This is a genomic window from Mesorhizobium sp. KACC 23794 (genome assembly GCF_052180275.1).
Taxonomy (GTDB): Bacteria; Pseudomonadota; Alphaproteobacteria; order Rhizobiales; family Rhizobiaceae; genus Kumtagia.
Window position 1 is genome coordinate 4,417,203 of the sequence record NZ_CP197465.1, and the last position, 26,476, is coordinate 4,443,678.

Below are 26,476 nucleotides of genomic sequence, written 5' to 3' on the forward strand. Positions count from 1 at the left end.
CCCGTGCGTTTTGTGGCGGATGCGGGTCAAGCCCTCCGGTCAGAGCAACAGATGATGAACCGCTTCGAGGGTCCGGGCGCGCGAGAAGCCGGGATCCGCTACCTCGATGGAGATTTCCAGGTCACCAGCCCTGGGTCTTTCGTGCGCTGCGCCGTCACCGGCGAGCGCATCGCGCTGGACGAACTGAAATACTGGAGCGTCGCGCGGCAGGAGCCCTATATCGATGCCGCGACGTCGCTCCGGCGCGAAATCGAGGCCGATCCGTCGCTGCGCCGGCGCGGAGTCAGGTAAAGGCGCGACGCTTCCGCCAAGCAGCCAGCGTATCCCTGACAATCCGCTCCGCCGCTCCCTCCGCTTCGAACACGGCGTCGATCTCCAAAACCTCGATCATGCCGGAAACGTCCGCTGAAAATCCGGTGGCCCCGAGGCGGGCGGCGTCCTTGGCGGTGGTCACCAGTCCGAGATTCCGCGCCCGCGCCGCAGCGGCGAGTTCCCGCAATTCGGCTTCGGCATAGACATGATGGTCGGCGAATGGCCACTCCAAGACCACTTGCGCGCCGGCCTGACGCAGCGTCTCGAAGAATTTGTCGGGGTGGCCGATGCCGGCGAAGGCCAGCACCCTGCGCCCGGCAAACCGCGCCGGATCGCGCGGCCGCGAGATCGCGCTGAAAACCGGCTTGCCCGCTCTGGATGCCACGTCCAGCACGGGACCGGCGCCGGCGCCCTCGCCCATGCGCAAGACGCCGTCGGCATGGCGCAACTGGTCCTCGACTTCCGCCCGCAACGGGCCGGCGGGAAGCACCTTGCCATTGCCGATGCCGTGGCGCGCATCGACGACGAGCAGCGCATAGTCGATCCGGATGCGGGCGCTCTGGAAGCCGTCGTCCATGACGATGAAGTCGCAGCCGCGCTCACCCAGCAGGCGCGCCGCCGCCGCCCGGTCCGGCGAGACGGCGACCGGCGCGTGCGCGGCAAGCAGCAGCGGCTCGTCGCCGACATCGCGGGCACTGTCGGCAGCCGAATCAACGATACGCGGCGCGGATGAACTGCCGCCATGGCCGCGCGACAGGAAGCCGGGCTTCAGCCCCATCTCCTTCGCCCTGGCCGCCAGCGCGATCGCCACCGGCGTCTTGCCCGAGCCGCCGACCGTGAAATTGCCGACGCAGAGCACCGGCAGGTCGATCGGCTCGCGCGGTGCGTTGAGCAACCGGTTGCGGGCGGCGGCGCCATAGATCGCCGACACGGGCGACAGCGCCATGGCGCGCCAGCCCGGACGACGCCACCAGAACGCGGGAGCGCCGAGGGGCATTCAGGCCCCGTTCGGCTTTTCCAGCCGCGACTTGACCACCAGCGGATGGATGAACGGGTCGAGCGCCTTCAGCGTCTTGTCGAGCGCGCCGCGCATGTCGTCCACCGTGGTCGCGCCGGCCGTGATCATCTCGCGGCGTGCATCGTCGTTGGTCAGCAGGTAGTTGACCGCGCCGGCCAGCATGTCCTTGTCGCGCACCAGCCGCGCCCCGCCGCTGTCGATCAGCCGCTGATAGGCATCGCGAAAGTTCTGGACGTTGCGGCCGGCCAATACCGCCGTTTCCAGCATCGCCGGCTCGATCGGGTTCTGCCCGCCCTCCGAGGTCAGCGAGCGGCCGACGAAGGCGATCTCGGTGAGCCTGAGATAGAGCCCCATCTCGCCGATCGTGTCGCCGAGCAATATGTCGGTGTCGGGTGCGATCTTGTCGCCGCGGGTGCGCCGCACCGTCTTCAGCCCCAGCGCCGAAAACTCCGCCAGCAGGGCCTGCGCCCGATCGGGATGGCGCGGCACGACGATCGTCAGCAGCCCCGGATGACGGGCGCGCAGCGCCAGATGCACCTCGCAGGCGAATTTCTCCTCGCCTTCATGTGTCGAGACGGCTGCCCAGGTCGGCCGCTTGCCGATCTGGGTTTTCAGGGCCGTCAGCACCGCCTCGTCGGCGGTGGGCGGTATCACGTCGACCTTGAGGTTGCCCGACACGGTGACGGGCCGGGCGCCCAGCGCCTGGAAGCGCTCGCCGTCGAGATCGGACTGGGCGACGACATGCGCCAGGTTCTCGAACAGCGCCTCGGCCAGGAACGGCCGCTTCTTCCACGACTTGAACGACCGGTCGGAGAGCCTTCCATTGACCAGCACCTGCGGAACCCGCCGTTCACCGAGTTCGAGGATGGTCATCGGCCAGATCTCGGACTCGGCGATGATCGCCAGGTCCGGCTCCCAATAGTCGAGGAAGCGGTCCACCGCCGGCTTCAGGTCGAGCGGCACATATTGGTGGATGACGGTCGCGCCGAACACCTCTTCGGCGACCTGTGCCGACGTCACCGTGCCGGTGGTCAGCACGACGTTGACGCCGTATCCCAGGATGCGCTGAACCAGCGGAGCGACGGCATTGGTTTCGCCGACACTCGCGGCATGCACCCAGATGATCGGGCCTGGCGGGCGCGGCTTGCTGGCATGGCCGTAGCGCTCGCGCCGGCGGGCGCGATCCTCCTTGCCGCGGCTGGTGCGCCAGGCGACATAGGTGCCGATCAGCGGATAGACAGCCGCGCCGGCGAGGCGGTAGGCCCGCAGCGTGGTTCGCGCCCAGCGTTCGCTCATGCGCGGCGATCGACGATGCGGTAGACCCGTTCCGTCGCTTCGTTCAGCCCGTCCGTGATCTCCTGCCGCTTGCGCTCAAGCTCGGCGTCGTCGGCGTCGGCGGGCACCATGATCGGCTCGCCGACGATCATCGCACAGCGGCCGAAAGGCAGGTTGATGGTGGTCTTGTCCCAGGTCTTCTCCAGCACCTTGCGGCGGCTGGTGGTCATGGCGATCGGCACGACGGGGCGGCCGGAAAGCCGCGCCAGCGTCACGATGCCCATGCCGGCCTGGCGCGGCGTCCCATGCGGAATATCGGCGATCATGCAGACGTTGCTACCGGCATCCAGCGTCTTTTTCAGGGCAATGAGCGCCTGGGCGCCACCCTTGTCGCCCTTGCTCTTGCCGCCACGCCCGCCCGAACCGCGCACCGCCTCGAACCCGAATTTCTCCACCACGAGCGCGTTGAGCTCTGCGTCGGCGCTGCGCGACACCATAGCCGCCAGCGGCTTGCCGCGGGGATAAAGCACCGGCGCCAGGAGATGCTGCCCATGCCAGATCGCCAGTATGGCTGGGGTCACCTTCTCATAGGATTGCGCGGCATCACTCGATCCCTGCGCATAACGGTTGGTCGCGCGGACGAAACGCAACCCGCCGGCCAGAAGCGTCGCAAGCATGGACTTGGCGAGATCGGACTGCGCCAGCGGCTTGCGAATCCTTTGCCAGAAGCCTTTCATGCCCCCGGCGCGGCGCCGCTTTTTCTTCACCGTGTTAGCCGCCAGCGGCGCGAGCCGTGCGTCGCTCATCAGTCTTGGCCACCCTTGGCGCCGTCTTGCGGATCGAGCAGGCGATGCAGGTGGACGACGTAGTAACGCATATGCGCATTGTCGACGCTGGCCTGCGCCTTGCTTTTCCAGGCGGCAAGGGCCGAGGCGTAGTCGGGAAAAATGCCGACGATGTCGAGCTTGTCGAGATCGCGGAAATCGGTGGATTTGAGCGATTTCAGCTCGCCCCCGAAGACGAGGTGCAACAGCTGCTTCTTGCCGCCTTCTTCAGCCATGCGATGTTCCTGAGTCGTGAGCGAGGGTGCGCATTGTCTAGAGGAATTCGTCGGAATTTTAAACTGATACGAATATGTCCGCCGGGCTACGCACCGGAAGCCGGACCGGCCTGCGACGCGATCACGTCCGCCATGACGCCCAGCAACGCGCCGCTACCGGCGGCAAGCGCGCCGTGGCTGACGATCCTGCCCGCATAAGGCGGCTGCTCGCGCCTGTCGTTCAGCAGCGTGCCGCCCGCCTCGCGCAGGATCAGGTCGGCGGCGGCAAGATCCCAGTCATGGGCGTTGGGCTTAACGAAGGTGGCGTCCAGGCTGCCGTCGGCGATCATGGCGATGCGATAGGCGAGCGAGGGTATGTAGCTCCGCCGCTCAAGCACGTCGCGCCAGCGCTGCGGCATCGCGTCGATCAGCGTCTTCGGTCCGCCGATCTCCGGCCGTTCACCGGGCCGGCGCACGCGCAGCCTCACACCGTTGCGCCAGGCCCCCTGCCCCTGCAGCGCCCAATAGACCTGGCCACGCGCCGGGCAGTCGAGAACGCCGGCAACCGACACGCCATTGTCCACGACGGCGACGCTGACGCACCAGATATCCTGGCCTTCGAGGAAGGCGCGCGTGCCGTCGATCGGATCGACCACGAAGGTTCTGCGCGCATCCAGCCGCGCCGCCGAATCGGCGGTCTCCTCCGACAGCCAGCCATAGTCCGGCCGCGCCGCCAGCAAGGTCTCGCGCAGATAGCGGTCGACCGCATAGTCGGCCTCGCTGACCGGCGAACTGCCGGCCTTCATCCAGACTTCCGGATCCTTGCGGAAGTAACGCATGGCGATTCGCCCGCCCTCGGCCGCGGCATCGCGCAAAAGGTCCAGGTCGGCCCGCAGGCCGGTATCTGCTTCGCGGATTTCAGCTTCCGGCAAGGGTCATGCCTTCGATGAGCAGCGTCGGCGCGGCCGTGCCGTAGTTGCGGTCGACATCGTCGGCCGGAACCAGGCGCAGGAACATGTCCTTGAGGTTCGAGGCGATCGTCACCTCCGAGACCGGATAGGTCAGTTCGCCATTCTCGATCCAGAAGCCGGAAGCCCCGCGGCTGTATTCGCCGGTAATCATGTTGACGCCCTGGCCGAAAACCTCGGTCACGTAGAAACCCGACTTCAGGCCGCCAATCAGCGCCTCCGGCGATTGGTCGCCGGGCTCGATCGACAAATTGGTCGAGCTTGGCGACACGGAAGAGCCGCTGCGCGAGCCGCGCCCGTTGGTGGTCAGCCCCAGTTCGCGGGCGGCGGAAGTCGACAGGAACCAGTGGTTCAGCACACCCTTGTCGACCATCGTCAGCGTCTGCCCGCCGACGCCTTCGCCGTCGAAGGGCCGCGAGGCCTGGCCGCGTCGGCGTGCCGGCTCGTCAATGACGGTGATCGCCGCCGACGCCACCTGCTTGCCCATCATGTCGCGCAGGAAGCTGGTCTTGCGCGCCACCGAGGCGCCGTTGATCGCGCCGGCCAGATGGCCGGCAATGCCGCGCGCCACGCGCGGATCGAAAATCACCGTCACCTCGCCAGTCTGCGCCTTGCGCGGATTGAGGCGGCGCACCGCCCGTTCGCCGGCGCTCCTGCCGATCGCTTCGGGCGAATCGAGATCGGCGAAATGCAAGCGCGAGGAATAGTCGTAGTCGCGCTCCATGCCGGTGCCCTCGCCGGCAATCACGCTTGCCGAGCGCGAGAAGCGCGAGCCGACATACTGGCCGAGGAATCCGTGCGAGGTCGCCAGCACCATGCCACCCAGTCCGGCGCTCGCGCCGCTGCCGGCGGAATTGGCAACTCCCGGCACAGCCAGCGCAGCTTCCTCGGCGGCCAGCGCGTGTTCCCTCAGCTTGTCGGCGGAGATGACCGTGGGGTCGTAAAGGTCGAGATCGCGCACCGTCTTCGCCAGCAGCGCAGGGTCCGCCAGCCCCTGGTACGGGTCTTCCGGCGAAACCCTGGCCATCGCCACCGCGCGTTCGGCAAGCACCTTTGGATCGGAAGCGGCTGTCGCCGACACGCTGGCCACGCGCTGGCCGACGAAGACGCGCAGCGACACGTCGTCGCCTTCCGAGGACTCGGTCGATTCGACCTTGCCGAGGCGCACCGAGACGCTGGTCGAGCGGCCGCGCACCGCCACTGCGTCAGCCGCATCCGCGCCGGCCGCCTTGGCGGCATCGACCAGGGCCGAGACGCGGTCGACCAGGCTGGCGGCTTCAGGGGTAGCGTCCATGCGGCGATCAGGCTTTCTCTGTTATACGCTGCACCATCTATTGTTCCGGCCCGGCTTGTGCAATGGCTTGCGGCAGCACGCCGCCCCTTTGGCGGTTCCCGAAGCATTCGAGAATGACATCATGACCCCTTTCCATCTCGCCTTTCCCGTCCGCGACCTCGACGAGACCCGCGCCTTCTATGGCGAAGTCCTCGGCTGCGCGATCGGCCGCTCCTCCGAGACGTGGGTGGATTTCGATCTGTTCGGCCATCAGATGTCGGCGCATCTGCGGCCGACGCTCACCGCCGCCGATGCCGACGGCAAGGTCGACGGAAAGCTCGTTCCCATCCCGCATTTCGGCGCGGTGCTGCTGATGGACGACTGGAAGAAGCTCGCCGAACGCCTGCAGGCCGAGCCCGGCATCGACTGGCTGGAACGGCCGATGATCCGCTTCGCCGGCGAACCCGGCGAGCAGGCGACGCTGTTCATCCGCGACCCCTCGGGCAACGCGCTCGAATTCAAGGGTTTTGCCTCGCTCGAGCAGGTGTTCGCGCACTGAGCGAACCGTCACGACAATCGGCGTGATGCCATGACCGTCCAATCCAAGCCGGCGCCTGTCGCGAAATTCACGACCGGCTCGACGCTGCGTCACGTCATTGTCATGACCGCGACTGGCTCCGTCGGCCTTGTCTCCATCTTCGTTGTCGATGCGCTCAACCTCTTCTACATCTCCCTGCTCGGGGTGGAGGAACTGGCGGCGGCGATCGGCTTCGCGTCGACGCTGCTGTTCTTCACCATCTCCGTCGCCATCGGTTTCACCATCGCCTGCAGCGCCGTCGTGTCGCGCTGTCTCGGCCGCGGCAGCCGGGAGGAAGCGGCGCGCATGGGCGGTGCCTCGCTGGTCTTCATGGCGGCCACGACGACGCTGCTGATGATCGCCGTTTGGCCCTTCCTCGGCAATTTGGTGGCGCTCATGGGCGCACGCGGCGAGACGCTGGACCTCTCGACGCGCTTCCTGCAAATCGTCTTCCCGTCGACGCCGATCCTCGCGCTCGGCATGTGCACCACCGGCATCCTGCGCGGCTGCGGCGACGCGCGCCGCGCCATGTATGTCACGCTGGGCAGCGGCCTTGCGGCAGCGGTGCTCGACCCGATCTTCATCTTCGGTTTCGACCTCGGCCTCGACGGCGCGGCGATCTCGACGGTGCTGGTGCGCTTCGTCATGCTGGCGATCGGCATCCACGGCGCGCACCATGTCCACCGCCTGGTGCGCCTGCCGGACTGGGCGCGGCTCAGGGAGGCCTCGCGGCCGTTCTTCGCGATCGGCCTGCCCGCCGTGCTCACCCAGATCGCCACGCCGGTCGGCAACACCTTCGTCACCGTCGAGATGGCGGCCTTCGGCGACCAGGCGGTCGCAGGCTGGGCGATCATCGGCCGCATCCTGCCGGTCGCGTTTGGCGTCGTCTTCGCCCTATCGGGTGCGGTCGGGCCGATCCTCGGCCAGAACTTCGGCGCGCGAAAATACGACCGGCTCTTCACGACCATGCGCGACAGCCTTCTCGTCACCATCGTCTACGTCGCCGTGATGTGGGCGCTGCTGGCCATTTTCGCCGAACCGATCGCCGGGCTGTTCCAGGCCAGGGGCTTGTCGCGCGAACTGATCGTCTTCTTCTGCCACATCGCCGCCGGCAGCTTCCTGTTCAACGGCGCGCTGTTCGTGGCGAGCGCGGCCTTCAACAATCTCGGCTACCCGACCTATTCCACCGTCTTCAACTGGGGCCGCTCGACGCTGGGGGTCATCCCCTTCGTCTGGGTCGGCGCGTGGTATTATGGCGCGCATGGCGTGGTGGCGGGCTGGGGCCTCGGCGCCGTGGTGTTTGGCATCGCGTCGGTGATCGTCTGCTTCCGCGTATTGAGAAAGCTCGCCGCGAAGGCTCCCGCTTCCAGTTAAGGGATGCACCCATCCTGTGAGGCGGCCCGAATACGATAGCGGACGCTTGCGGTGGGACAGCAAGTCGAGCCTGGAACCGTCGGCCTCAGACCTGGGCTTCGACCCATTCGACGACATCGGCGCCGACCTGCCCGAAGGCCCGGTCGAGGCCGCGCACATAGGCGTCGTTGCCTTCGCCGGATATGGGCGAGGAGGCGCGGAACACTTTCGAGGCGCGCACCGTGCCGTTGCGGTCGTTGAGCAGGCGGACGTAGAATTCGACCTCGGCATGCGTGCCGCCGCCGACCCGCACCTCGAAGGCGCGGATCTCGGTGACGACCTGGTAATCGATGGCGAGCCCCTCGCCCGGTGTGCCGACGCCGCCGAAGCCGCCGGCCGTCTGGAACGATTGTGCGAGTTTCGCCTGCACGACCAGCGGCAGGCGGTCGGCCCATTGCGCGCCCTTGAGGAACTGGATGGCGCCGGGGCCGGTCTTGATGACGATGTTCTGACCGTCCAGCGCCTTCAGCGCCCCCGGCTCGGCGATCAGGATCTGCCCGCCATGGCGGCCGCGCGCCGCCGGCGCATCGGGTGCGGAGAGGTCATAGGTGTCGAGCGCCGGCGTTCCGCCGCCAAGCAGGGCGCAGCCGCCGAGCGACAGGGCGAGCAGCAGACACGCTGATGACAGGCTGAGATGCTTCACGGAAAACGCAACCCGCTCGCTTGAATGCTCGATGAAACCTCGGGCGATCCCCAGGCGCCCTCAACTTTCTTGCGGTGCCGCCGCACAGGAGTCAACGCCGCGCACGCCCGTCATACTGGCGAACCGTGCCATCTCCACCGGTAATGATGCGCTGCGGGTTGCGCTCGAGGTCGGTGACCGCCCGCTCGATGCGGTTGATCGAGCGCCGCCCGTCCTGGATCAGCGCCTCGGCGTCGCGCAGCCCCTGCCCCGAGAACCGCGCCAGCCCGTCGGTGATCACGCCGAGCTTCGAATTCAGCGTGTCGGCCACCTGCTTGAAGCCCTTCAGCGTGTCGTTGGCGTTGGTGATCAGGCTGGACGCATTGTCCGACCCCAGCAGCGCATCGACCTTGGCGAGCACGCCGTCGACCCGCACCGAGGCCTGGTTCAGCCGGCGCATCAGTTCCGACGCATCGCTGATCATCTGGTCGATCTGCTCGGATTTGTTGGAGAATTTTTCCGTAACCTTGGCGATGTCGGCGGCCGCGCTGTTGGCCGAGCGGCTCGCCTGCTCGATATTGGAAAGCGCGCTGCGCACCTTGGCCGGATCGACGCCGTCCAGCACGCCGTCCACCTTGCCGAGCGTCACCTGCGCCCCCTTGGCGAAATCGTTGATCGTCGCCACAGTCTGGCGCACCTCGCGCACCGTGTCGTCGAACTGGGCGCTGGTCTTGGCGAGATCGGCGGTGAACTTGTCGACGTTCTCGACCACCGTCTGCACCTTCTTCGGGTCGACCGCCTTCAAGATGTCCTCGGCCGCCTTCAGCGTTCCGTCCAGTTTTCCCGAAACGCCGGCCAGTTCGCCGGAGAGCTTCGAGACGCTGTCCAGGAACTTGTCGACCCCGTCCGAATTGCGCGCCAGCGCGCCAGAGAATTTCTCGACATTCTGCACCGTCTGGGTCAGCGGTCCCCTTGCTTCCTTGGTAAAGCCTTCCAGTTCGCCGAGCACATTGTCGGCGCGCTTGAAGATGTCCTGCGCCTTTTCCAGAAGGTTGGTCACCGCCGAGGGATCGGCGTTGATCTCCGCGATGGTGCCGTTGGCCTCCGCCTCGTCGAGCAGGTTCTGCTCGTCCGCGTCCGAGCCCTTGATCTCGATGTTGGCCTGTCCGGTCAACCCGGCAATGCCGATGACGGCGGTGGTCGACCGGGTGATCGGCGTCAGGCGGCCCACCTCGGTGTCGGCAATCGCAACCGTCGGATTGCTGGTGTCGATGTAGACGCGGGTGACGTCGCCGACCTTGACGCCGTTGAAAAGCACCGCGCTGCCCCGCGTCAGGCCCGATGCGGACCCCGGAATGCGGATGCGCAATTGCGCCGTCTCGCCCCGGTCGCCAATCGCCGCCGTCCAATAGATGAAGGCGAAGGCGGCGAGGATCGCCACCAGGGTGAAGACGCCGACGACAATGTAATTTGCTCTGGTTTCCATCGATGTCCGTAATTCTATTTTCGTGCGGCAAGATCAAGTTGCCGTGCACGTTTGCCGCGAAAATAGGATTTCACCCACGGCTCCTCGCTGGCCAGCATATCCGCGATCGTGCCTTCGACGAGGACTTTCTTCTTGCCGAGCACCGCGACACGGTCGCAAACCGAGAACAGGCTGTCGAGGTCGTGCGTCACCATGTAGACGGTCAGTCCCATCGTGTCGCGCAGCTTGGCGACGAGTTCGTCGAAATCCGCGGCGCCGATCGGGTCGAGGCCGGAGGTCGGCTCGTCCAGGAAGACGAGGTCCGGATCGAGCGACAGCGCCCTGGCAAGGGCGGCGCGCTTGATCATGCCGCCCGACAGTTCCGACGGGAATTTCGGCGCCGCGTCCGGCGGCAGGCCGACCAGCTCGATCTTCAGATAGGCGAGTTCGTCCATCAGCGATTGCGGCAGGTCGAGATATTCGCGCATCGGCACCTGGATGTTCTCCAGCACCGTGAGCGCCGAGAACAGCGCCCCCTGCTGGAACAGCACCCCCATGCGCATGTCGATGCGCAGCCGGTCCTCCTCGCTCACCTTGTCGACGTCGAGGCCGAACAGCTTGATCACGCCGGAGCGCTTCTTGGTGAGGCCGAGCACCGTGCGCAGCAGCACCGACTTGCCGGCGCCCGACGCGCCGACGAAGCCGAGGATCTCGCCTCGCCTGATGTCGAGATCGAGCTTTTCCAGCACGATCTTGTCGTTGAAACCCACCGTCACGTCGCGTGCCGACAGGATGATCTCCCGCGCCCCGCCGGCCGGCGCCGTGCCGTTCGGCGCCGCGTGTTCGTCCATTCCGGGCGGTGCTTCGTCGTGCATCTAGAAATTGATCTGGGCAAAGAAGATGGCGAACATGCCGTCCAGGATGACGACGACGAAGATGGACTTCACCACGGAAGCGGTGACATGCAGGCCGAGCGATTCGGCGCTGCCGCCGACCTTCATGCCCTCGACCGAGGCGATGATGCCGATGATCATCGCCATGAACGGCGCCTTGATCAGCCCGGCGAAGATGGTGCCGACATCGATGGCGCCGCGCAGCCGGTCGACGAAGGCGGCCGGCGGGATGTCGGAATAGGCCCAGGTGATGGCGATGGCACCGCCGATCGCCGCGAAATTGGCGAGGATGGTGAGGCAAGGCAGCGCGATCACCAGCGCGACAAGGCGCGGAAACACCAGCACGCCGATCGGATTGAGGCCGATGACGGTCAGCGCGTCGACCTCCTCGCGCATCTTCATCGAGCCGATCTCGGCGGTTATGGCGCTGCCGGAGCGGCCGGCGATCATGATCGCCGTCATCAGCACGCCAAGCTCGCGCAGCACCAGGATGCCGACGAGGTCGACGACGAAAATGTCGGCGCCGAAATAGCGCAGTTGGAACGCGCCCTGCTGCGCAACGATGGCGCCGACGATCGTCGACATCAGAATGATCACCGGGATCGCGCCGACGCCCATCTTGTCGATCTGGCTGAAGATCGCCGCCAGGTTGACGCCATGGCCGCGGCCGAGCTTCATCTGACCGCCGCGAATGGTGGCGCCCAGAATGTTCATGGCGGCGAGGAAATCGTTGCGCGCGCCAAAGACGGCGCGTCCGACGGATTCCAGCCCGCGCAGCACAATATTCTGCTCCGCGGGTTTCTCCGGGCGCTTTGTGGCCGCCGCGTCGCGAATCGCCGCCATCAGCACGTCCATCGACTGGGTCTGGCCTTCGACCGCAACGTCGACGCCGCCCGCCTTGGCGCGCTGGACGAGCCGGTCGATGATCCAGGCGCCGGCGGTATCCATGCGCTCGACATTCTTCAGGTCGAGCACGATTTGCCGGCTGCCGATCTCGTCGCCGATGCGGTTCATCGCCTGATCCACCTCGGCGATGGTGCGCGTCGTCCAGCGGCCGGACAGCCGCAGCACCAGGCGGCCGGCCTCCTCGGCTTGCTCGACCGCCGGATGGCCGGGCGGGTGGCTTGTTTCCCTGGAACGGTTGATCAACATTGCCAGACTCTTAGCGGCGGAATCGAAGCCTGTCACTTTGAGGGGATCATCGTGGCGGACATCTGGAGCAGAAAAACATGGCGCGTGTCCTTTTGGCCGAGGTGGAGCGCTTTCCGATCGCCGGCACCTTCACCATCTCGCGCGGCTCCAAGACCGAAGCCGAGGTCGTCTGCTGCACCCTCACCGACGGCGGACATGCCGGCCGCGGCGAATGCGTGCCGTACCGCCGCTACGGCGAAACCATCGAAGGCGTGCTCGCCGCGATCGAATCGGTACGCGGCGAGATCGAGGCCGGCATCGACCGGCAAGCGCTGGCGCGGCTGATGCCGGCAGGCGCTGCGCGCAACGCGGTCGATTGCGCCCTGTGGGATCTGGAGGCGAAGACAAGCGGCGTCAGCGTCGCGGCGGCGCTTGGCATCCACCGCCCCGCCCCGCTGACCACGGCCTACACCCTGTCGCTGGATACGCCGGAGAAGATGGCGGCGCAGGCTGGCGCCAACGCGAACCGGCCGCTGCTCAAGGTCAAGATCGGCGGCGACGGCGATCTCGACCGCATCGCGGCGGTCGTTCAAGCGGCGCCGAAGAGCCGTATCATCCTCGACGCCAACGAGGGATGGACGGAGACGAACCTCGCCGAAAATCTCGATGCCGCCGCCCGCCTCGGCATCGCGCTGGTCGAGCAGCCGCTGCCCGCCGGCCAGGATGCCGCTCTCGGGCGTATCCATCGGCCGGTGCCGGTGTGCGCCGACGAGAGCCTTCACACGGCCGGCGACCTCGAAAAGCTGGCCGGCCTGTACGATGCAGTGAACATCAAGCTCGACAAGGCCGGCGGTTTGACCGCCGGGCTGCTGCTTCGCGACCGGGCCCGCGAACTGGGTTTTTCGATCATGGTCGGCTGCATGGTCGGCACCTCCCTCGGCATGGCTCCGGCCGTGCTGCTCGCGCAAGGCGCCGACTTCGTCGACCTCGATGGGCCGCTGCTGCTGGCGAGGGACCGGGAGCCGGCGTTGGCCTATTCCGGATCGCTGGTCTCCCCGCCTCGCGCGGAGTTGTGGGGGTGACACGATTGCCGGACATTTGTCCGCGTAAGACACGGAATTTTTCTTGGTGACGGCCGGCGGATAATTGCAAGGATGTCGTCTGGATCGATTTTGATATCACCGCCGTTGAGGCGTCGACGGACAAAATCGATCCAGAAGCTGCTTGTGTCGACCAGCTTCGCCGATAAACTTCGCGGATGGGCAGGCGCGGCTATGTCTATATTCTGGCGTCCCAGAAAAACGGCACTCTGTATACGGGCGTGACGTCGGATATTGCCGGTCGAATAGAGCAGCATAGGCCCGGGACAGGCTCCAAATTTGTCGCTCGTTACGGCGCAGTGCGACTTGTCTGGTTTGAAGAATTCGAGTGGATCATCGACGCAATCGCGCGGGAGAAAGCGATTACGAAGTGGCCGCGCAAGTGGAAAATCAAGATGATCGAGGAAAACAATCCTCACTGGCAAGACATGGCCTGGCATCTCCTGTCACTGTGAACCGACCAGCAGGCACAGGCATCCGAAGGTTGCAAAGCATCATCAGCCAAGTCATCCCGGATGCGGCCGCGACCCGTGCGCCATCCAGACCAGCCCCATGCCGGCGACCGCCACCGCGATCATCGGCAGGAACCCGTGCACGCCTAAGGCCGCGTAGAGCGGGCCTGAAACCAGCGTGAACGCCGCCATCGAAAAGCCGTTGGCGAAGAAGGCGATGCCTTGCGCGGCGCCGGTGCGTTCCTCGGGCACGGTCTCCACGATCAGCTTCTGTACGCCGATCAGGATCAGCGCCGTCGAGAAGGCGTGCAGAGACTGGACGGCGAAGAAGCCGATGACGCCAATGCCGGAAGGCCAGACCAGCGGAAATGCCAGCCAGCGCAGGATCGCGCCGATGCCGGCCAGCGCCATCAGGACCGTCGCCGGAAGCCTCGAAAACACCCGGGTGAAGGACAGGAACATGAAGACCTCGGCGACCACCGCCCAGGCCCACAGCAGGCCGACCGTGGTGTCGCCGATGCCGATCGACTTCCAGTAGATGGAGACGAAGCTGTAGAGGAAGGCGTGGCTGCCGTTGATCAGGCCGGCACCGGCGACGAACAGCACGAAATAGCGGTTGAGCAGCTTTGGCCCGGCATCCTGGATCTCCACCGCCGAAAGCGGCGATGCCTTGCGGGGCCGGCCGAGCCGCGGCGCGAAGAGGGACACCAGCAGCGTGACCACCAGCGCGCAGCTGATGATGGCGGGAACCGATTTTTCGCTGGTCAGCGACAGGATGATGCCGCCGCCGAGATTGCCGGAGAGGAAGGCGATCGAACCCCAGATCCGCATGCGCGGGTAGTTCGAGCCGAAACGCCGCACGCCCGACAGCGCCAGCGAATCGGACAGCGGAGAATGCGGCGTCCAGGCAACGGCCAGCCCCAGCGAGACGGTGAGCACCACGAGATAGGTGGGCGTCAGGAAAAAACCCAGCGACACCAGCAGCGCCGCCGCCGCCAGCAGGATCAGCACGTTCGCCCGGTCGCTCGCCTCGTCGGCCATGGCGGTGATGAACGGCGTCGTCAGCACCCGCAGGAACATCGGCGCGGACAGGATCACTGCGATCTGCTCGGCGCCGAAACCGTTGCCTTCCAGCCAGAGCGGGAAATACGGCAGGTGGATCGCCTGCGGCACGAAGATCGCCGCGAAGATCAATGAAATCCGAAGCTCGAAATTTCTGGGCTTGATGCGTTGTTCGGGCGAAAGCGACGGTAGGGGCATGGACGTTCCGGCGGGAGAGTCGGGCCGAGCGGACGCTCCGCTTCGCCGGCAATATCACGCCCGCCGCAAGCCGCCTAACCGATGATCGGTGTTACAACCAACTCCGCAACCGCTGTTGCGGAATCGACACGGCGGCAGCTCGAACGAGCCCGCCGGCCTTCCCTTCCGCCGGTTCGTTCACGCGTGCGATCCGCACCGCCGGACTGTGAAATCGCGACCGCCGGGGGCTTCTTTGGAAGGTGATCAGCGACCGGGGCGGCGCGCACGTCTGCGACGACAATCGGCGGCCTTGTTTGCCTCGCGACAGCGCACCGCGCGACAACGCAAACACGCGCCCAGACCAACGAAAAGTCGAAAAAGCGGGTGCAGAACCGCAAAAACGGCATGGGAATGAAGCGATCCACGCGACGCTGGCGCAGCTTACTGGGCAAGCGCTTGAAATCACACAAACTTCAGGACTTCATTTACGTCCGCAGGGACTATAGCCACATTGATTTACAAGCATTTTTCAGCCTGCGAAAATGTCAGGCGGCCTCACCGACCGATCCTTCGATCAGGCGCGGCTTGAAACCGGTCTCCTTCGGCGCGACCGACAGTACCTTCGGCCAGTACAGTATCTCCAGCGAGCCGTCGAAATTCTCGACCACCGCAGTGCAGCTTTCCACCCAGTCTCCGGTATTCACATAGGTGATCTCATCGAACTGCTCGATGACCGCATGGTGTATGTGGCCGCATATGACGCCATCGACTTCCGACCGCCGCGCTTCTTCGCTCAAGACCTTCTGGAAGGCGCCGATGAAATTCACCGCCTTCTTCACCTTCACTTTGGCCCAGGACGAGAACGACCAGTAAGGCAGCCCAAGCACCCGGCGGATGCGGAACACCACCCGATTGACTGAAATGGCAAAATCATAAGCGCGATCACCGAGATAGGCCAACCAACGAACGTTGTGGACGATGGTGTCGAACTGGTCGCCATGGATCACCAGGAAGCGTTTTCCGTCGGCCGTCTCGTGGATCGCCCGATCGCTGACGACGATGCCGCCGAAGTGCGTTCCCTGGAACATGCGCAGAAATTCGTCATGATTTCCAGCGATATAGAAGATATTCACGCCCTTGCGCGCCTGCCTGAGCAGCTTCTGCACCACGTCGTTATGCGCCTGCGGCCAGTGCCACGACCGGCGCAGCCGCCAGCCATCGACGATATCGCCGACGAGATAGATCGTGTCGGCTTCGTGGTAACGCAGGAAGTCGATGAGGAATTCGGCCTTGGCCGCCTTCGAGCCGAGGTGCAGGTCGGAGATGAAAAGCGTCTTGTACCTGCTTGGTGCTGTTTCGGACATAACAGCCTGATCCTGTTGCTGCATGCGCGCCAATGCCCAGATTCATGCTACATGCGTATGACGGTTGCAGTTCCGCCTTGCCGCGCTATAGGGTGCGCCGCTTTCGAAACGGAGGGACTACTGAATGGATTTGGGCATTCGGGGACGCAAGGCGATCGTCTGCGCATCGAGCAAGGGCCTCGGAAAAGGCTGTGCGCTGGCGCTCGCCGAAGCCGGCGTGAATCTCGTGGTGAACGGCCGCGACGCAGCCGTCCTGGCGCGCACGGCCGAGGAAATCAGAGCAAAATTCGGCGTGGACATCATCGAGATCGCCGGCGACGTGGCCGATCCGGCTGTGCAGAAGACGCTGCTGTCGGCCTGTCCCGATCCGGATATCCTCGTCAACAACAATGCCGGCCCGCCCTTCCGCGATTTCCGCGAACTGGACCGCGCGGCGATCCTCAAGGGTGTAACCAACAACATGGTCACGCCGTTCGAACTGATCCAGGCGGTGGTCGACGGCATGGCGGCGCGGAATTTCGGCCGTATCGTCAACATCACCTCGCTGTCGGTCTACATGCCGATCCCCGGGCTCGACCTGTCCTCGGCGGCGCGCGCCGGCCTGACCTCGTTCCTGTCCGGCGTGGCGCGCACGGTCGCGGACAAGAACGTCACAATAAACAACATGTTGCCGGGAAAACTTGACACAGACCGGCTGCGCGGCCCGCACGACCCGAACGTGCCGGAAGACCCGGAAGCAGCGCGCGCCCGGAAAGAGCAGCTCGCTTCAAATATTCCCGCCAAGCGGCTGGGAACACTGGAGGAGTTTGGCCAGATCTGCGCCTTCCTGTGCTCCGTGCATGCCGGCTACCTGACTGGCCAGAACATCCCGGTCGATGGCGGGCTCTACGTCAGCGCCTTCTGAACGGCCGGGAAATACGCCGGAGCGCACCGTGATGGCCGGGCGAATGTCGTGATGCCGTCATCGGCGGCGGTGAGAATCCTGCAAGAAGAAATGATGGTCGCGTGATGGACAGCGAAAACAGAGAGTCGGGCAAGGCGGAACTCGACGAGGCGGCGCTTTTCTTTCACAAGTACCCGAGGCCGGGCAAACTCGAGATCCAGGCGACAAAGCCGCTCGGCAACCAGCGTGACCTCGCGCTCGCTTATTCGCCCGGCGTTGCGGCACCCTGCCTGGCCATCCGCGACGACCCGGCGACCGCAGCCGACTACACCGGACGCGCCAACCTCGTCGGTGTGATCTCCAACGGCAGCGCTGTACTGGGACTTGGTAATATAGGCCCCCTCGCCTCCAAACCGGTGATGGAAGGCAAGGCGGTTTTGTTCAAGAAATTCGCGGGCATAGACGTCTTCGATATCGAAATCGACGCACCCGAGATCGAGCGGATGGTCGAAACCGTCGCCGCGCTGGAGCCGACCTTCGGCGGCATCAACCTCGAAGATATCAAGGCGCCGGAATGCTTTGAAGTCGAGGAACGGCTGAAGAAACGCATGGGCATCCCGGTGTTCCATGACGACCAGCATGGAACCGCGATCATCGTCGGGGCGGCCGTGCTCAACGGCCTGGAGTTCGCCGGCAAGTCCATCGCCGATGTGAAGATCGTCACGTCCGGCGCTGGCGCGGCCGCACTCGCCTGCCTCAACCTCTTGGTCTCGCTCGGCGCCAAGGTCGAGAACATCTGGGTCACCGACCGTTTCGGCGTCGCCCACAAGGGCCGCGTCGAAGAGATGGACCGCTGGAAGGATCCCTATGTCAAGGACACCGAGGCGCGCACGCTGGCCGAGGTGATCCCCGGCGCCGACGTGTTCCTCGGCCTGTCGGCGGCCGGCGTGCTGAAGCCGGAACTGCTGGCGGGCATGGCGCCGAAACCGCTGATCCTGGCGCTGGCCAACCCGACGCCGGAAATCATGCCGGAAGTGGCACGCGCCGCCCGGCCGGACGCCATGATCTGCACCGGCCGATCGGATTTCCCCAACCAGGTCAACAACGTCCTGTGCTTTCCCTATATTTTCCGCGGCGCGCTGGACTGCGGCGCGCGCGCCATCAATGAGGAAATGAAGATGGCGGCGGTGCGCGCCATCGCGGCCCTCGCCCGCGAGGAACCGTCGGATGTGGCGGCACGCGCCTATTCCGGCGAGACGCCGATCTTCGGCCCGGATTTTCTGATCCCCTCGCCTTTCGACCCGCGGCTGATCCTGCGCATCGCGCCGGCGGTGGCGAAGGCGGCTTGCGAAACTGGCGTTGCGTCCCGTCCGATCACCGATTTTCCGGCCTATGTCGACCGGCTGAATCGTTTCGTCTTCCGCTCCGGCCTAGTGATGAAGCCGGTATTTTCCGCGGCCAAGAACTCGACGGCCAAGCGCGTCATCTATGCCGACGGCGAGGACGAGCGCGTGCTGCGCGCCGCGCAGGTGGTGATCGACGAGCAGATCGCCCATCCGATCCTGATCGGGCGCCCGGCCGTCGTCGACGTACGGCTGAGGCGCTACGGTCTGCGCATCCGCCCCGGTACGGATTTCGAACTGATCAACCCCGAGGACGACCCACGCTACCGCACCTATGTAGACCTGCTGATCGAACTCGCCGGCCGGCGCGGCGTCACCCAGGAGGCGGCGCGCACAATGGTGCGCACCGAGACGACGGTGATCGCCGCGCTTGCATTGCGCCGAAACGATGCCGACGCCATGATCTGCGGGCTGGAAGGCCGTTTCGAGCGGCATCTCCGGCACGTATCGCTGATCATCGGCCCACGGCCAAACGTGCGCGACCGCGACCTTTCGGCGCTGTCCATGCTGATTTCCAGCAAGGGTGTGCTGTTCTTCACCGACACCTACGTGACCATCGACCCGACGGCCGAGGAGATCGCCGAGATGACGATGCTGGCGGCCGAGGAAATCCGGCGCTTCGGCATCGAGCCGAAGGCGGCGCTGGTGTCGTTCTCGAATTTCGGCTCGCGCGACGCGCCGACCTCGCTGAAAATGCGCCGCGCCGCGGAAATCCTGCGGCGACAGGCGCCGGACCTCGAATGCGACGGCGAGATGCACGCCGATTCGGCCCTGTCGGAGGAACTGCGGCAGCGCATCTATCCGCATTCGCAACTGAAGGGCGAAGCCAATCTGCTGGTCTTCCCGAATCTGGACGCCGCCAACATCGCGCTGACCACGGCGAAGCAGATGCTGGACGCGCTGCATGTCGGCCCGATCCTGCTCGGAACTGACCGGCCGGCGCATATTTTGACGCCATCGGTGACCTCGCGCGGCATCGTCAACATGACGGCGCTCGCCGTCGTCGAAGCGGCGCAGCAGCGGGCGAGCGGGGCTTGATAGGCGGCGCAGCCGATCCAGATCGGAAGCGCTAAGCCGCCTTTTCAGCCTGCTTGCGCTCGATCTGACCGATCGCGTCGACCACCGCATCGAAGGTCAGCATGGTCGAGGCATGGCGAGCCTTGTAGTCGCGCACTGGTTCGAGGTATTTCAGGTCGGCGAAGCGGCCTTCAGGCGGCGCGCCGTTTTCCTTCAACATTTTCAGCATCGTCTCGCGCACGGCGCGCAACTCGTCCGCCGTTGCGCCGACGACATGCTCGGCCATGATCGCCGAGGACGCCTGCCCCAGCGCGCAGGCTTTCACATCATGGGCAAAATCAGTGACCACACCGTCCTGCATCGCCAGATCGACCGTGACCGTCGAGCCGCACAGTTTCGAATGCGCCCGGGCCGAGGCGTCGGGATGCGGCAGGCGGCCGATGCGGCCGATATTGCCGGCAAAGCCGAGGATTTTGGCGTTGTAGACGTCGTCGATCATGGTTTTCGCCCACATCGGGCCGCGCGACCGCACGGCGCAAGCTTCGTCAGAAGGCAATATAGGTGTTCACCGCGATACCTGCACATGGAATTTGTGAGGCTCGGCGATCGATCCTCAGTCTGGGAATGCCACCCGTCCGTTTCGGCGCACGATCATCGTCATCCCGGAAATGCATCTGTCGCGTATCCGGATGCAACGCGCCGGTTGCAAATTCCCGTCCGCCCGGCGGAGTCCGGATACGTTTTTGCGCTTTGATATCAGTTGTCGAACGATCTGTACCAAGGGAGCGTCTTTCATTCGCCCGGCCCACCCTTATATAGTGACATGCCCGGGTAAGGCGTCTGACCGCGTCAGCGCCCGGGCAAGCCGTCACGCCATTTTTCGGGCACCGCAGGGTCAGGTGGCCGCGAGAGGCTGTGGTCCGTTCAACTCGTCGCCAGCCAAGCGGGCGACTACGGGAGCCCCCTTTCATGGACGCCGTCGTCAAGAAGATCATGCCGCGCTCCGACTTCATGGACAAGCCGGAGACGCACCGCCCCACCCAGGCCGAGGTGGAGGCCGCCGTGCTGACGCTGCTGCGCTGGACCGGCGACAATCCGGACCGAGAGGGGCTGCGGGACACGCCGAAGCGCGTTGCCAACGCCTATCTCGAAATGTTCAATGGCTACGACATGTGCCCGGCCGAGGAACTTGGCCGCACCTTCGAGGAGGTCGCCGGCTACGACGACCTGGTGATCGTGCGCGACATTCAGTTCCATTCGCATTGCGAGCACCACATGGTGCCAATCATAGGGAAGGCGCACGTCGGCTATCTTCCGGACGGCAAGGTCGTCGGCCTGTCGAAGATCGCCCGGGTCGTCGACATCTTCGCCCACCGGCTGCAGACGCAGGAGGCGCTGACCGCGCAGATCGCCGGCGTCATCCAGGAAGTGCTAAACCCGCGCGGGGTTGCGGTGATGATCGAAGCCGAGCATATGTGCATGGCGATGCGTGGCATCCGCAAGCAGGGTTCGACCACCCTGACCTCGACTTTCACCGGCGTGTTCAAGGACAATCCCGAGGAACAGATCCGGTTCTTGACTATGGTCCGGGGAGGCCACGGAGGCTGAAGCCTTCCGTGACCCGCCGGCTTCAGAGGAGCCGGTGATGCCGGGTTATTTTCCAAAACCTTCCGCCGACAAGCACCTGCTTGAGAGCGGTTCCATCTTGATGCCGCGCTTCGACGCCGCTGGCCTCGTCACCGCCGTCGTCACCGACGCCGACGACGGCGTGCTGCTGATGGTGGCGCACATGAACGCCGAGGCGCTGTCGCTGACGCTCAAAACCGGCATCGCCCATTTCTGGTCACGATCGCGTGCGTCGCTCTGGAAAAAAGGGGAAACGTCGGGCAATTTCCTGGAAGTCAAGGAAATGCGGGCGGATTGCGATCAGGACGCGGTCTGGCTGCGGGTGAAGGTGGCGGGGGACGGCGCGACGTGCCACACGGGCCGGCGTTCCTGCTTCTACAGGGTTGTGGAATTTGCGGACGGGGAACCTGGCCTCCGCGATGATGGCAGCGCTGTGCTCGGCGCCACGCCGCATGCGCATGGTTAGCTGGCACGCCTCTTTCCGCTTGGGATAGACATTCTTCACGCTTTCGATACGGCGTCGGCCGTATAGAAGCGATGGGGAGATGTGGGAGTGGAAGATGCTCGAATGGGCGTCGCGTCGAAGCAGGTTGTTGGATAGCGGCGAGGTCGGCGGCACGGTGGCGCATGCGCCTGACAAGAGTGTCGCACCGCCAAAAAAATCCGGGATAGCGCTGGCGCTGGGCGGCGGGGCAGCGCGCGGATGGGCCCATATCGGCGTGCTCCGGGCGCTGGACGAGGCCGGCATCGAGATCAACATGATCGCCGGAACCTCGATCGGCGCGCTGGTTGGCGGCTGCTATCTGGCTGGCAAGCTCGACGCGCTCGAAGAATTCGCCCGCAGCCTGACCAAGCGACGCATCTTCGGCCTGCTCGACTTCCATTTCGGTGGCAACGGCCTGCTCGGGGGCATGAAGCTCGACGCGCGCATGCAGCAGCATATCAACGGCATGCGGTTCGAGGACTTGCCGAAACCGCTGGTCTGCGTGGCCACCGAAATCCGCACAGGCCATGAAATATGGCTATCCAGCGGCGCGTTGATCACCGCGATGCGCGCCTCCTATGCGCTGCCCGGCGTCTTCGAGCCGGTGACCGCAAACAAACGCGTGCTGGTCGACGGCGCGCTGGTCAATCCGGTCCCGGTCTCTGTTTGCCGCGCCTACGAGCAGCCCTTGGTCGTGGCGGTCAACCTGCACTACGACCTGTTCGGCCGCGCCGCTGTCATCAAGCACAGCGCCGGCGAGCTTGTGGTCGAAACCGACGGCCATTCGCGCATGCGCGGCGGTGGACGGGAATCCCGGCTCGGCATCAGCGGCGTGATGGTCGAGGCCTTCAACATCATCCAGGACCGCATCTCGCGGGCCCGACTCGCCGGCGATCCGCCCGACCTGTCGTTGCAGCCCAAGCTCGGCCATATCGGCCTGTCGGAATTCCACCGCGCCGACGAATCGATCCGTGTCGGTTACGAGACGACGAAGGAGCGGCTGGGCGAACTCGTCCGGCTGCAAAGCGTGCTCGAAGAAATCCACTCCTGAGCAGGCCGGGCGGGCCGGCAGGCCTGCCTTGGACCGACGGCGTTTGAATTTGGGCGCCGCCGGTATCGGGCATTGCCGGGTCTTTCGCGCTGACGCGGTGCGATGCGGGAAGGATTTAGGAAAATAATCCTTTATCTTTTCCGCCTCTCTGCTATTGTGCGCCTCCAACGGAGGCTGGAATGAACTGCACGGAACGCGAAATTGAGCAGGAGACGTTGAAGCGCATCGCAACGATACTGCTCAAGCTCGCCGTTCTGGCCGATTTCCTTTGCGTCCTGCCGCTCTGGCTTCGCATTCCCGTGCTGGCGCTACTGCGGCCGACCGAGGCTGTTGCGCGGGCGTTTGCCACTGAGCAGGCCGGCGGCGCGCTTGCCTTGCCCCCGGCCGTGGTCGGCAGGGCGGATGGCGATGGCTGCGCCGAGGCTTTGCGGCTCGCCTGCTGTTTCCGCGCACTGGCCCTGGTCTTCGGCGGCTTGCAGGGGTTTTTCGGACGGCGGCTGTTTCGCGGCGGACCGGACCGGCGTCTTGCGCAAAGCGTATTGGCGATGGCGTGGCGGGATCACGCATTGAAAGCGCGGCGTACGATGACCTCTCTTGGGGCCGGGCGCATCGACACGTCGTGACGGCCGGACGGCATGCCGGGTTGATACGTTGAGAATTCGAACGCCATCCGCATGGTGCGCTTGGCGGCACAGGCGTTGGTGTTATCAGTCAAACCGGACTCACAGCGGCGTCGACGACCCTGAACTGCACGCTGCGCGACCCGTTCCAGTGGTTGGCCTGAACCTGGCCGGCGACGTGGATGCGATTGCCCCGGTTCCTGCCCAGGAATTCGCCGAGATCGCTCCCTGCGGCGCGAAACGCCATCGCCTGGATCGAGCCGCCGGCGTCGGAGCGCAGGTCGAGCTTGAGATGCGTGCTGCCGACCGACCTGATATCGCGCAACTGGTGCCGCGGCAGGACGAACATCGGCGCGGGATAACCCGAGCCGAACGGACCAGCCTGTTCCAGCGCGTCGAGCAGGTTCTGCGTCGCGCCTTCGGCCGAAAGCGCGGCGTCGATCAGCAGGCTTTCCTCGTCGCGCAGCCGCGTCACCTCGCTCGCGGCGCGCTCCTCGAAGAAAGCGCGCAGTTCGCCGAGCTTTTCGCGCCGCACGGTTATGCCCGCCGCCATGGCGTGGCCGCCGCCCTTGTCGATCAGCCCGAGCGCGAAGGCGTCGCGCACCAGCTTGCCGAGGTCCAGTCCCGGCACGGAGCGGCCGGAGCCGGTGCCGGTGCCGTTGGGATTGAAGGCGATGGCGAAGGCAGGGCGGCGGGCGTGGTCCTTCAGCCGCGAAGCCAGCAGCCCGACGATGCCCGGATGCCAGCGGTCGCTGCCGGTGACCAGCACCGCCGGCCCCGCACCGCCGGCAAGCTCGGCGTCGGCCTCGGCGCGCGCCTCCTGCAGCATCGCCTGTTCCAGCGCCTGGCGCTCCTGGTTCAGCCGGTCGAGCACGGCGGCGATCTTTTCCGCCTCGACCGGATCGTCGGTCGCCAGCAGCCGGCTGCCGAGCGCGGCATCGCCTATGCGGCCACCGGCATTGATGCGCGGACCGATCACGAAGCCCAGGTGGAAGGCGTTGACCGGCTCGCCGATGCGCGAGGCACGGGCCAGCGCGGCCAGACCCACATTGCGCTGCTGGCAGATGGCGAGCAGGCCCTTGACCACGAAAGCGCGGTTGACACCGGTGAGCGGCACCACGTCGCAGACCGTCGCCAGCCCTACGAGGTCGAGCATCGACAACAGATCCGGCTGCGCCAGGTCGGGACGGCTGGCGCGCAGCAGCCGCGCCGTCTGCACCAGTGCCATGAAGACCACGCCGGCGGCGCAGAGATGCCCCTGCCCCGAAAGATCGTCCTCGCGATTCGGATTGACGATCGGCACGCCCTCCGGCAACGCGCCGCCGACCTGATGGTGATCGAGCACCACGACATCGGCGCCCGCCTGCCGTGCCGCCGCGATCGACGCGGCACTGTTGGTGCCGCAGTCGACGGTGACGATGAGACTGGCGCCACGGCCGGCGAGCTCGCGCATGGCGTCTGGGTTCGGGCCGTAGCCCTCGAAAATGCGGTCCGGGATGTAGATCTCGGCCTCAACGCCGAAATGCGCGAGAAACCGCTTCAGCAGCGCCGACGAAGCGGCGCCATCGACATCGTAGTCGCCGAAGATCGCGACCTTCTCCCGCCGTATGACGGCATCCGCCAGCCGTGCCGCCGCAGCCTCCATGTCCGTGAGCGTCGCGGGATCGGGCAGCAGGTCGCGGATGGTCGGATCGAGGAATTTTTCGACTGCTTCGGCCTGGACGTTACGCCCGGCCAGCACCCGCGCCACGATGTCCGGCACGCCGTGCCCCTGCGCGATGGCAAGCGCCGACATTTCCTGCCGCTCGCTCAGCCTATGCACCCAGGCGACGCCTGTCGCGGAGCGGCGCACGCCGAGAAACAGGCGCTTGTCGGCGCCGAACCGTTTTGCTGCTTCACTCATTGTCGCAGGATAAGCCAAAGCCGGGGAATACCAAGCCGCTCAGGCATGTCGCGTCGCCGCATTGCGACGATGCCATTCGTCGGCCGCATCGCCCATCGTCTTCTGCGCTCCGTCCTTAAGCCAGGTCATGAAGGGCCTGTCGAACTTGAAATCATCGCCACACTCTGATTGGAAAAAGCGCCGCACGTTCTGGGTGTTGCGATAGGATTTCGTGATCGGCGTGGCGCGCGAGATTTCATCAGCATGCCAGTCGAAGACCGTCATCTCGCGTTCCTTTCGCCAGGCGCCCGGGCAGCCGCAGCCCATGACGATTCGGCTGGAGCACGTCGCGCCCGATCATTGCCTACATCTTTTCAAGGTCCTGGTGCCTGGCCTTGATCTCGCGCACCGTGCGCGACGATGAACGCAGCACGATCGTATGCGTGGTGATCACGTCGCGGCCGAAACGCACGCCGGCAAGCAGGTTGCCGTCGGTGACGCCGGTGGCGGCGAAGATCACGTCGCCCTTCGCCATGTCCTCCGCCGAATAGACCTTGTCGAAATCGCTAATGCCCATCTTGGAGGCGCGCGCCCGCTTCTCCGGCGTGTCGATCATCAGCCTTCCCTGCATCTGGCCACCGATGCAGCGCAATGCGGCGGCCGCAAGCACGCCCTCCGGTCCGCCGCCCGAGCCCAGATAGATGTCGATGCCGGTCTCGCCCGGCTCCGTGGTGTGCATGATCGCGGCGACGTCGCCGTCACCGATCAGCCGGATCGCCGCGCCCGCCTCGCGCACCGCCTCGATCAGCCTGGCGTGGCGCGGGCGGTCGAGGATGCAGGCGGTGATCTCGCCGACCGGCACGCCCTTGGCCTTGGCGAGGTTTTCGATGTTGTCGCGCGGCGAAGCGTCGATGTCGACCGTGCCGGCGGCGAAGCCGGGACCGATGGCGATCTTCTGCATGTAGACGTTGGGCGCAAACAGCAGGCTGCCCTTGGCCGCCACGGCGATGACCGACAGAGCGTTGGGAAGGTTCTTGGCGCAGACCGTCGTGCCCTCCAGAGAGTCGAGGGCGATGTCGACGTCCGGGCCGCCGCCCTTGCCAAGGGCCTCGCCGATATGGAGCTTGGCGGTCTCGTCCTGTTCGCCCTCGCCAATCACCACCGTGCCCTTGATCGGCAGCTTGTCCAGTTCGGCATGCATCGCGCCGGCCGCCGCCTCGTCGGCCGCCTTCTCGTCGCCGCGCCCGCGAAACCGCGCCGCCGCGATCGCCGCGCGTTCGGTGACGCGCACGATCTCCATTGCGAGGATGCGGTCGAGGCCGCCGGCACCCTTGACCATCAGCTATTCCCCCCTGCGGGCATGTATCGC

General features: G+C 65.6%; 27 protein-coding genes. 11 read left to right on the forward strand and 16 right to left on the reverse strand.

Features of this window, described 5'->3' with window-relative positions:
- Window positions 1-51: 51 nt before the first annotated feature.
- Window positions 52-291 (forward strand): DUF2093 domain-containing protein, encoded by a 240-nt coding sequence (locus ACSBOB_RS21685; RefSeq protein ID WP_442578148.1) that lies wholly within the window; start codon window positions 52-54, stop codon window positions 289-291.
- Here the strand turns inward: ACSBOB_RS21685 and lpxK are convergent.
- The 6 genes from lpxK to ACSBOB_RS21715 form a co-directional block, all read right to left on the reverse strand.
- The gene (lpxK, locus tag ACSBOB_RS21690; RefSeq protein WP_442578149.1) at window positions 284-1,309 is read right to left on the reverse strand and encodes a tetraacyldisaccharide 4'-kinase; all 1,026 of its coding nucleotides are present in this window, start codon (window positions 1,307-1,309) and stop codon (window positions 284-286) included. The two genes, ACSBOB_RS21685 and lpxK, sit on opposite strands and share 8 nt — an antisense overlap.
- Window positions 1,310-2,626 (reverse strand): lipid IV(A) 3-deoxy-D-manno-octulosonic acid transferase, encoded by a 1,317-nt coding sequence (waaA, locus tag ACSBOB_RS21695; RefSeq protein WP_442578150.1) that lies wholly within the window; start codon window positions 2,624-2,626, stop codon window positions 1,310-1,312. It abuts the gene before it with no gap.
- A complete protein-coding gene (locus ACSBOB_RS21700) occupies window positions 2,623-3,411 on the reverse strand; it encodes a lysophospholipid acyltransferase family protein (protein WP_442578151.1) in 789 nt (262 codons plus the stop codon). Before ACSBOB_RS21700 ends, waaA begins: the two co-directional genes overlap by 4 nt.
- Window positions 3,411-3,665: a DUF4170 domain-containing protein gene (locus ACSBOB_RS21705; protein WP_442578152.1), complete on the reverse strand. Its 255-nt coding sequence runs from the start codon at window positions 3,663-3,665 to the stop codon at window positions 3,411-3,413. The genes ACSBOB_RS21700 and ACSBOB_RS21705 overlap by 1 nt, the downstream gene beginning before the upstream one ends.
- An 86-nt stretch (window positions 3,666-3,751) precedes the next feature.
- Window positions 3,752-4,576 carry a 3'(2'),5'-bisphosphate nucleotidase CysQ gene (locus ACSBOB_RS21710; RefSeq protein WP_442578153.1) on the reverse strand — a complete coding sequence of 275 codons (825 nt, stop codon included), beginning with the start codon at window positions 4,574-4,576 and terminating at the stop codon, window positions 3,752-3,754.
- A complete protein-coding gene (locus ACSBOB_RS21715) occupies window positions 4,563-5,906 on the reverse strand; it encodes a TldD/PmbA family protein (RefSeq protein WP_442578154.1) in 1,344 nt (447 codons plus the stop codon). The genes ACSBOB_RS21710 and ACSBOB_RS21715 overlap by 14 nt, the downstream gene beginning before the upstream one ends.
- A gap of 121 nt (window positions 5,907-6,027) precedes the next feature.
- On the opposite strand from ACSBOB_RS21715, the gene ACSBOB_RS21720 reads away from it, so the two are divergent.
- Window positions 6,028-6,444 (forward strand): VOC family protein, encoded by a 417-nt coding sequence (locus ACSBOB_RS21720; protein WP_442578155.1) that lies wholly within the window; start codon window positions 6,028-6,030, stop codon window positions 6,442-6,444.
- Between the two features lie 30 nt (window positions 6,445-6,474).
- On the forward strand, window positions 6,475-7,836 hold the full coding sequence (locus ACSBOB_RS21725; RefSeq protein ID WP_442578156.1) for an MATE family efflux transporter: 1,362 nt from the start codon (window positions 6,475-6,477) through the stop codon (window positions 7,834-7,836).
- Window positions 7,837-7,921: 85 nt separating this feature from the next.
- Here ACSBOB_RS21725 and ACSBOB_RS21730 read toward each other — a convergent pair whose 3' ends face one another.
- From ACSBOB_RS21730 to ACSBOB_RS21745, 4 genes are all read right to left on the reverse strand, one after another.
- On the reverse strand, window positions 7,922-8,518 hold the full coding sequence (locus ACSBOB_RS21730; protein WP_442578157.1) for an ABC-type transport auxiliary lipoprotein family protein: 597 nt from the start codon (window positions 8,516-8,518) through the stop codon (window positions 7,922-7,924).
- 91 nt (window positions 8,519-8,609) lie between these two features.
- Window positions 8,610-9,983, reverse strand: a complete 1,374-nt coding sequence (locus ACSBOB_RS21735) for an MlaD family protein (RefSeq protein ID WP_442578158.1) — start codon at window positions 9,981-9,983, stop codon at window positions 8,610-8,612.
- Window positions 9,984-9,997: 14 nt separating this feature from the next.
- Window positions 9,998-10,813, reverse strand: a complete 816-nt coding sequence (locus tag ACSBOB_RS21740; RefSeq protein WP_442578159.1) for an ABC transporter ATP-binding protein — start codon at window positions 10,811-10,813, stop codon at window positions 9,998-10,000.
- Window positions 10,814-10,837: 24 nt separating this feature from the next.
- Window positions 10,838-12,007: an ABC transporter permease gene (locus ACSBOB_RS21745; RefSeq protein WP_442578160.1), complete on the reverse strand. Its 1,170-nt coding sequence runs from the start codon at window positions 12,005-12,007 to the stop codon at window positions 10,838-10,840.
- Window positions 12,008-12,084: 77 nt separating this feature from the next.
- On the opposite strand from ACSBOB_RS21745, the gene dgcA reads away from it, so the two are divergent.
- Together dgcA and ACSBOB_RS21755 are read left to right on the forward strand one after the other, a co-directional pair.
- Window positions 12,085-13,068 (forward strand): N-acetyl-D-Glu racemase DgcA, encoded by a 984-nt coding sequence (dgcA, locus tag ACSBOB_RS21750; protein WP_442578161.1) that lies wholly within the window; start codon window positions 12,085-12,087, stop codon window positions 13,066-13,068.
- A gap of 176 nt (window positions 13,069-13,244) precedes the next feature.
- Window positions 13,245-13,541 (forward strand): GIY-YIG nuclease family protein, encoded by a 297-nt coding sequence (locus ACSBOB_RS21755; RefSeq protein WP_442578162.1) that lies wholly within the window; start codon window positions 13,245-13,247, stop codon window positions 13,539-13,541.
- A 51-nt stretch (window positions 13,542-13,592) separates the two neighbouring features.
- On the opposite strand, the gene ACSBOB_RS21760 is transcribed toward ACSBOB_RS21755, so the two are convergent.
- Window positions 13,593-14,798 carry an MFS transporter gene (locus ACSBOB_RS21760; RefSeq protein ID WP_442578163.1) on the reverse strand — a complete coding sequence of 402 codons (1,206 nt, stop codon included), beginning with the start codon at window positions 14,796-14,798 and terminating at the stop codon, window positions 13,593-13,595.
- Window positions 14,799-15,322: 524 nt separating this feature from the next.
- On the reverse strand, window positions 15,323-16,141 hold the full coding sequence (locus ACSBOB_RS21765; RefSeq protein ID WP_442578164.1) for a UDP-2,3-diacylglucosamine diphosphatase: 819 nt from the start codon (window positions 16,139-16,141) through the stop codon (window positions 15,323-15,325).
- Between the two features lie 124 nt (window positions 16,142-16,265).
- On the opposite strand from ACSBOB_RS21765, the gene ACSBOB_RS21770 reads away from it, so the two are divergent.
- Both ACSBOB_RS21770 and ACSBOB_RS21775 read left to right on the forward strand, forming a co-directional pair.
- Window positions 16,266-17,045, forward strand: a complete 780-nt coding sequence (locus ACSBOB_RS21770) for an SDR family oxidoreductase (protein ID WP_442578165.1) — start codon at window positions 16,266-16,268, stop codon at window positions 17,043-17,045.
- A gap of 104 nt (window positions 17,046-17,149) precedes the next feature.
- A complete protein-coding gene (locus tag ACSBOB_RS21775) occupies window positions 17,150-19,465 on the forward strand; it encodes an NADP-dependent malic enzyme (protein WP_442583793.1) in 2,316 nt (771 codons plus the stop codon).
- Window positions 19,466-19,496: 31 nt separating this feature from the next.
- On the opposite strand, the gene ACSBOB_RS21780 is transcribed toward ACSBOB_RS21775, so the two are convergent.
- Entirely contained in the window at window positions 19,497-19,943 is a 447-nt protein-coding gene (locus tag ACSBOB_RS21780; protein WP_442578166.1) for an iron-sulfur cluster assembly scaffold protein, read from the reverse strand.
- Between the two features lie 470 nt (window positions 19,944-20,413).
- On the opposite strand from ACSBOB_RS21780, the gene folE reads away from it, so the two are divergent.
- From folE to ACSBOB_RS21800, 4 genes are all read left to right on the forward strand, one after another.
- On the forward strand, window positions 20,414-21,052 hold the full coding sequence (gene folE, locus ACSBOB_RS21785; RefSeq protein WP_442578167.1) for a GTP cyclohydrolase I FolE: 639 nt from the start codon (window positions 20,414-20,416) through the stop codon (window positions 21,050-21,052).
- A gap of 100 nt (window positions 21,053-21,152) precedes the next feature.
- Window positions 21,153-21,536 (forward strand): phosphoribosyl-AMP cyclohydrolase, encoded by a 384-nt coding sequence (gene hisI / locus ACSBOB_RS21790; RefSeq protein ID WP_442578168.1) that lies wholly within the window; start codon window positions 21,153-21,155, stop codon window positions 21,534-21,536.
- Window positions 21,537-21,630: 94 nt separating this feature from the next.
- Window positions 21,631-22,605: a patatin family protein gene (locus ACSBOB_RS21795; protein ID WP_442578169.1), complete on the forward strand. Its 975-nt coding sequence runs from the start codon at window positions 21,631-21,633 to the stop codon at window positions 22,603-22,605.
- Window positions 22,606-22,784: 179 nt separating this feature from the next.
- Entirely contained in the window at window positions 22,785-23,228 is a 444-nt protein-coding gene (locus ACSBOB_RS21800) for a hypothetical protein (RefSeq protein WP_442578170.1), read from the forward strand.
- 88 nt (window positions 23,229-23,316) lie between these two features.
- Here the strand turns inward: ACSBOB_RS21800 and recJ are convergent, their stop codons facing one another.
- The 3 genes from recJ to glpX all read right to left on the reverse strand — a co-directional run bounded on the left by recJ (window position 23,317) and on the right by glpX (window position 26,446).
- A complete protein-coding gene (gene recJ / locus ACSBOB_RS21805) occupies window positions 23,317-25,128 on the reverse strand; it encodes a single-stranded-DNA-specific exonuclease RecJ (protein ID WP_442578171.1) in 1,812 nt (603 codons plus the stop codon).
- A 39-nt stretch (window positions 25,129-25,167) separates the two neighbouring features.
- Window positions 25,168-25,392: a DUF6434 domain-containing protein gene (locus tag ACSBOB_RS21810; protein ID WP_442578172.1), complete on the reverse strand. Its 225-nt coding sequence runs from the start codon at window positions 25,390-25,392 to the stop codon at window positions 25,168-25,170.
- A 79-nt stretch (window positions 25,393-25,471) separates the two neighbouring features.
- Window positions 25,472-26,446 carry a class II fructose-bisphosphatase gene (gene glpX / locus ACSBOB_RS21815; protein ID WP_442578173.1) on the reverse strand — a complete coding sequence of 325 codons (975 nt, stop codon included), beginning with the start codon at window positions 26,444-26,446 and terminating at the stop codon, window positions 25,472-25,474.
- Window positions 26,447-26,476: the final 30 nt, after the last annotated feature.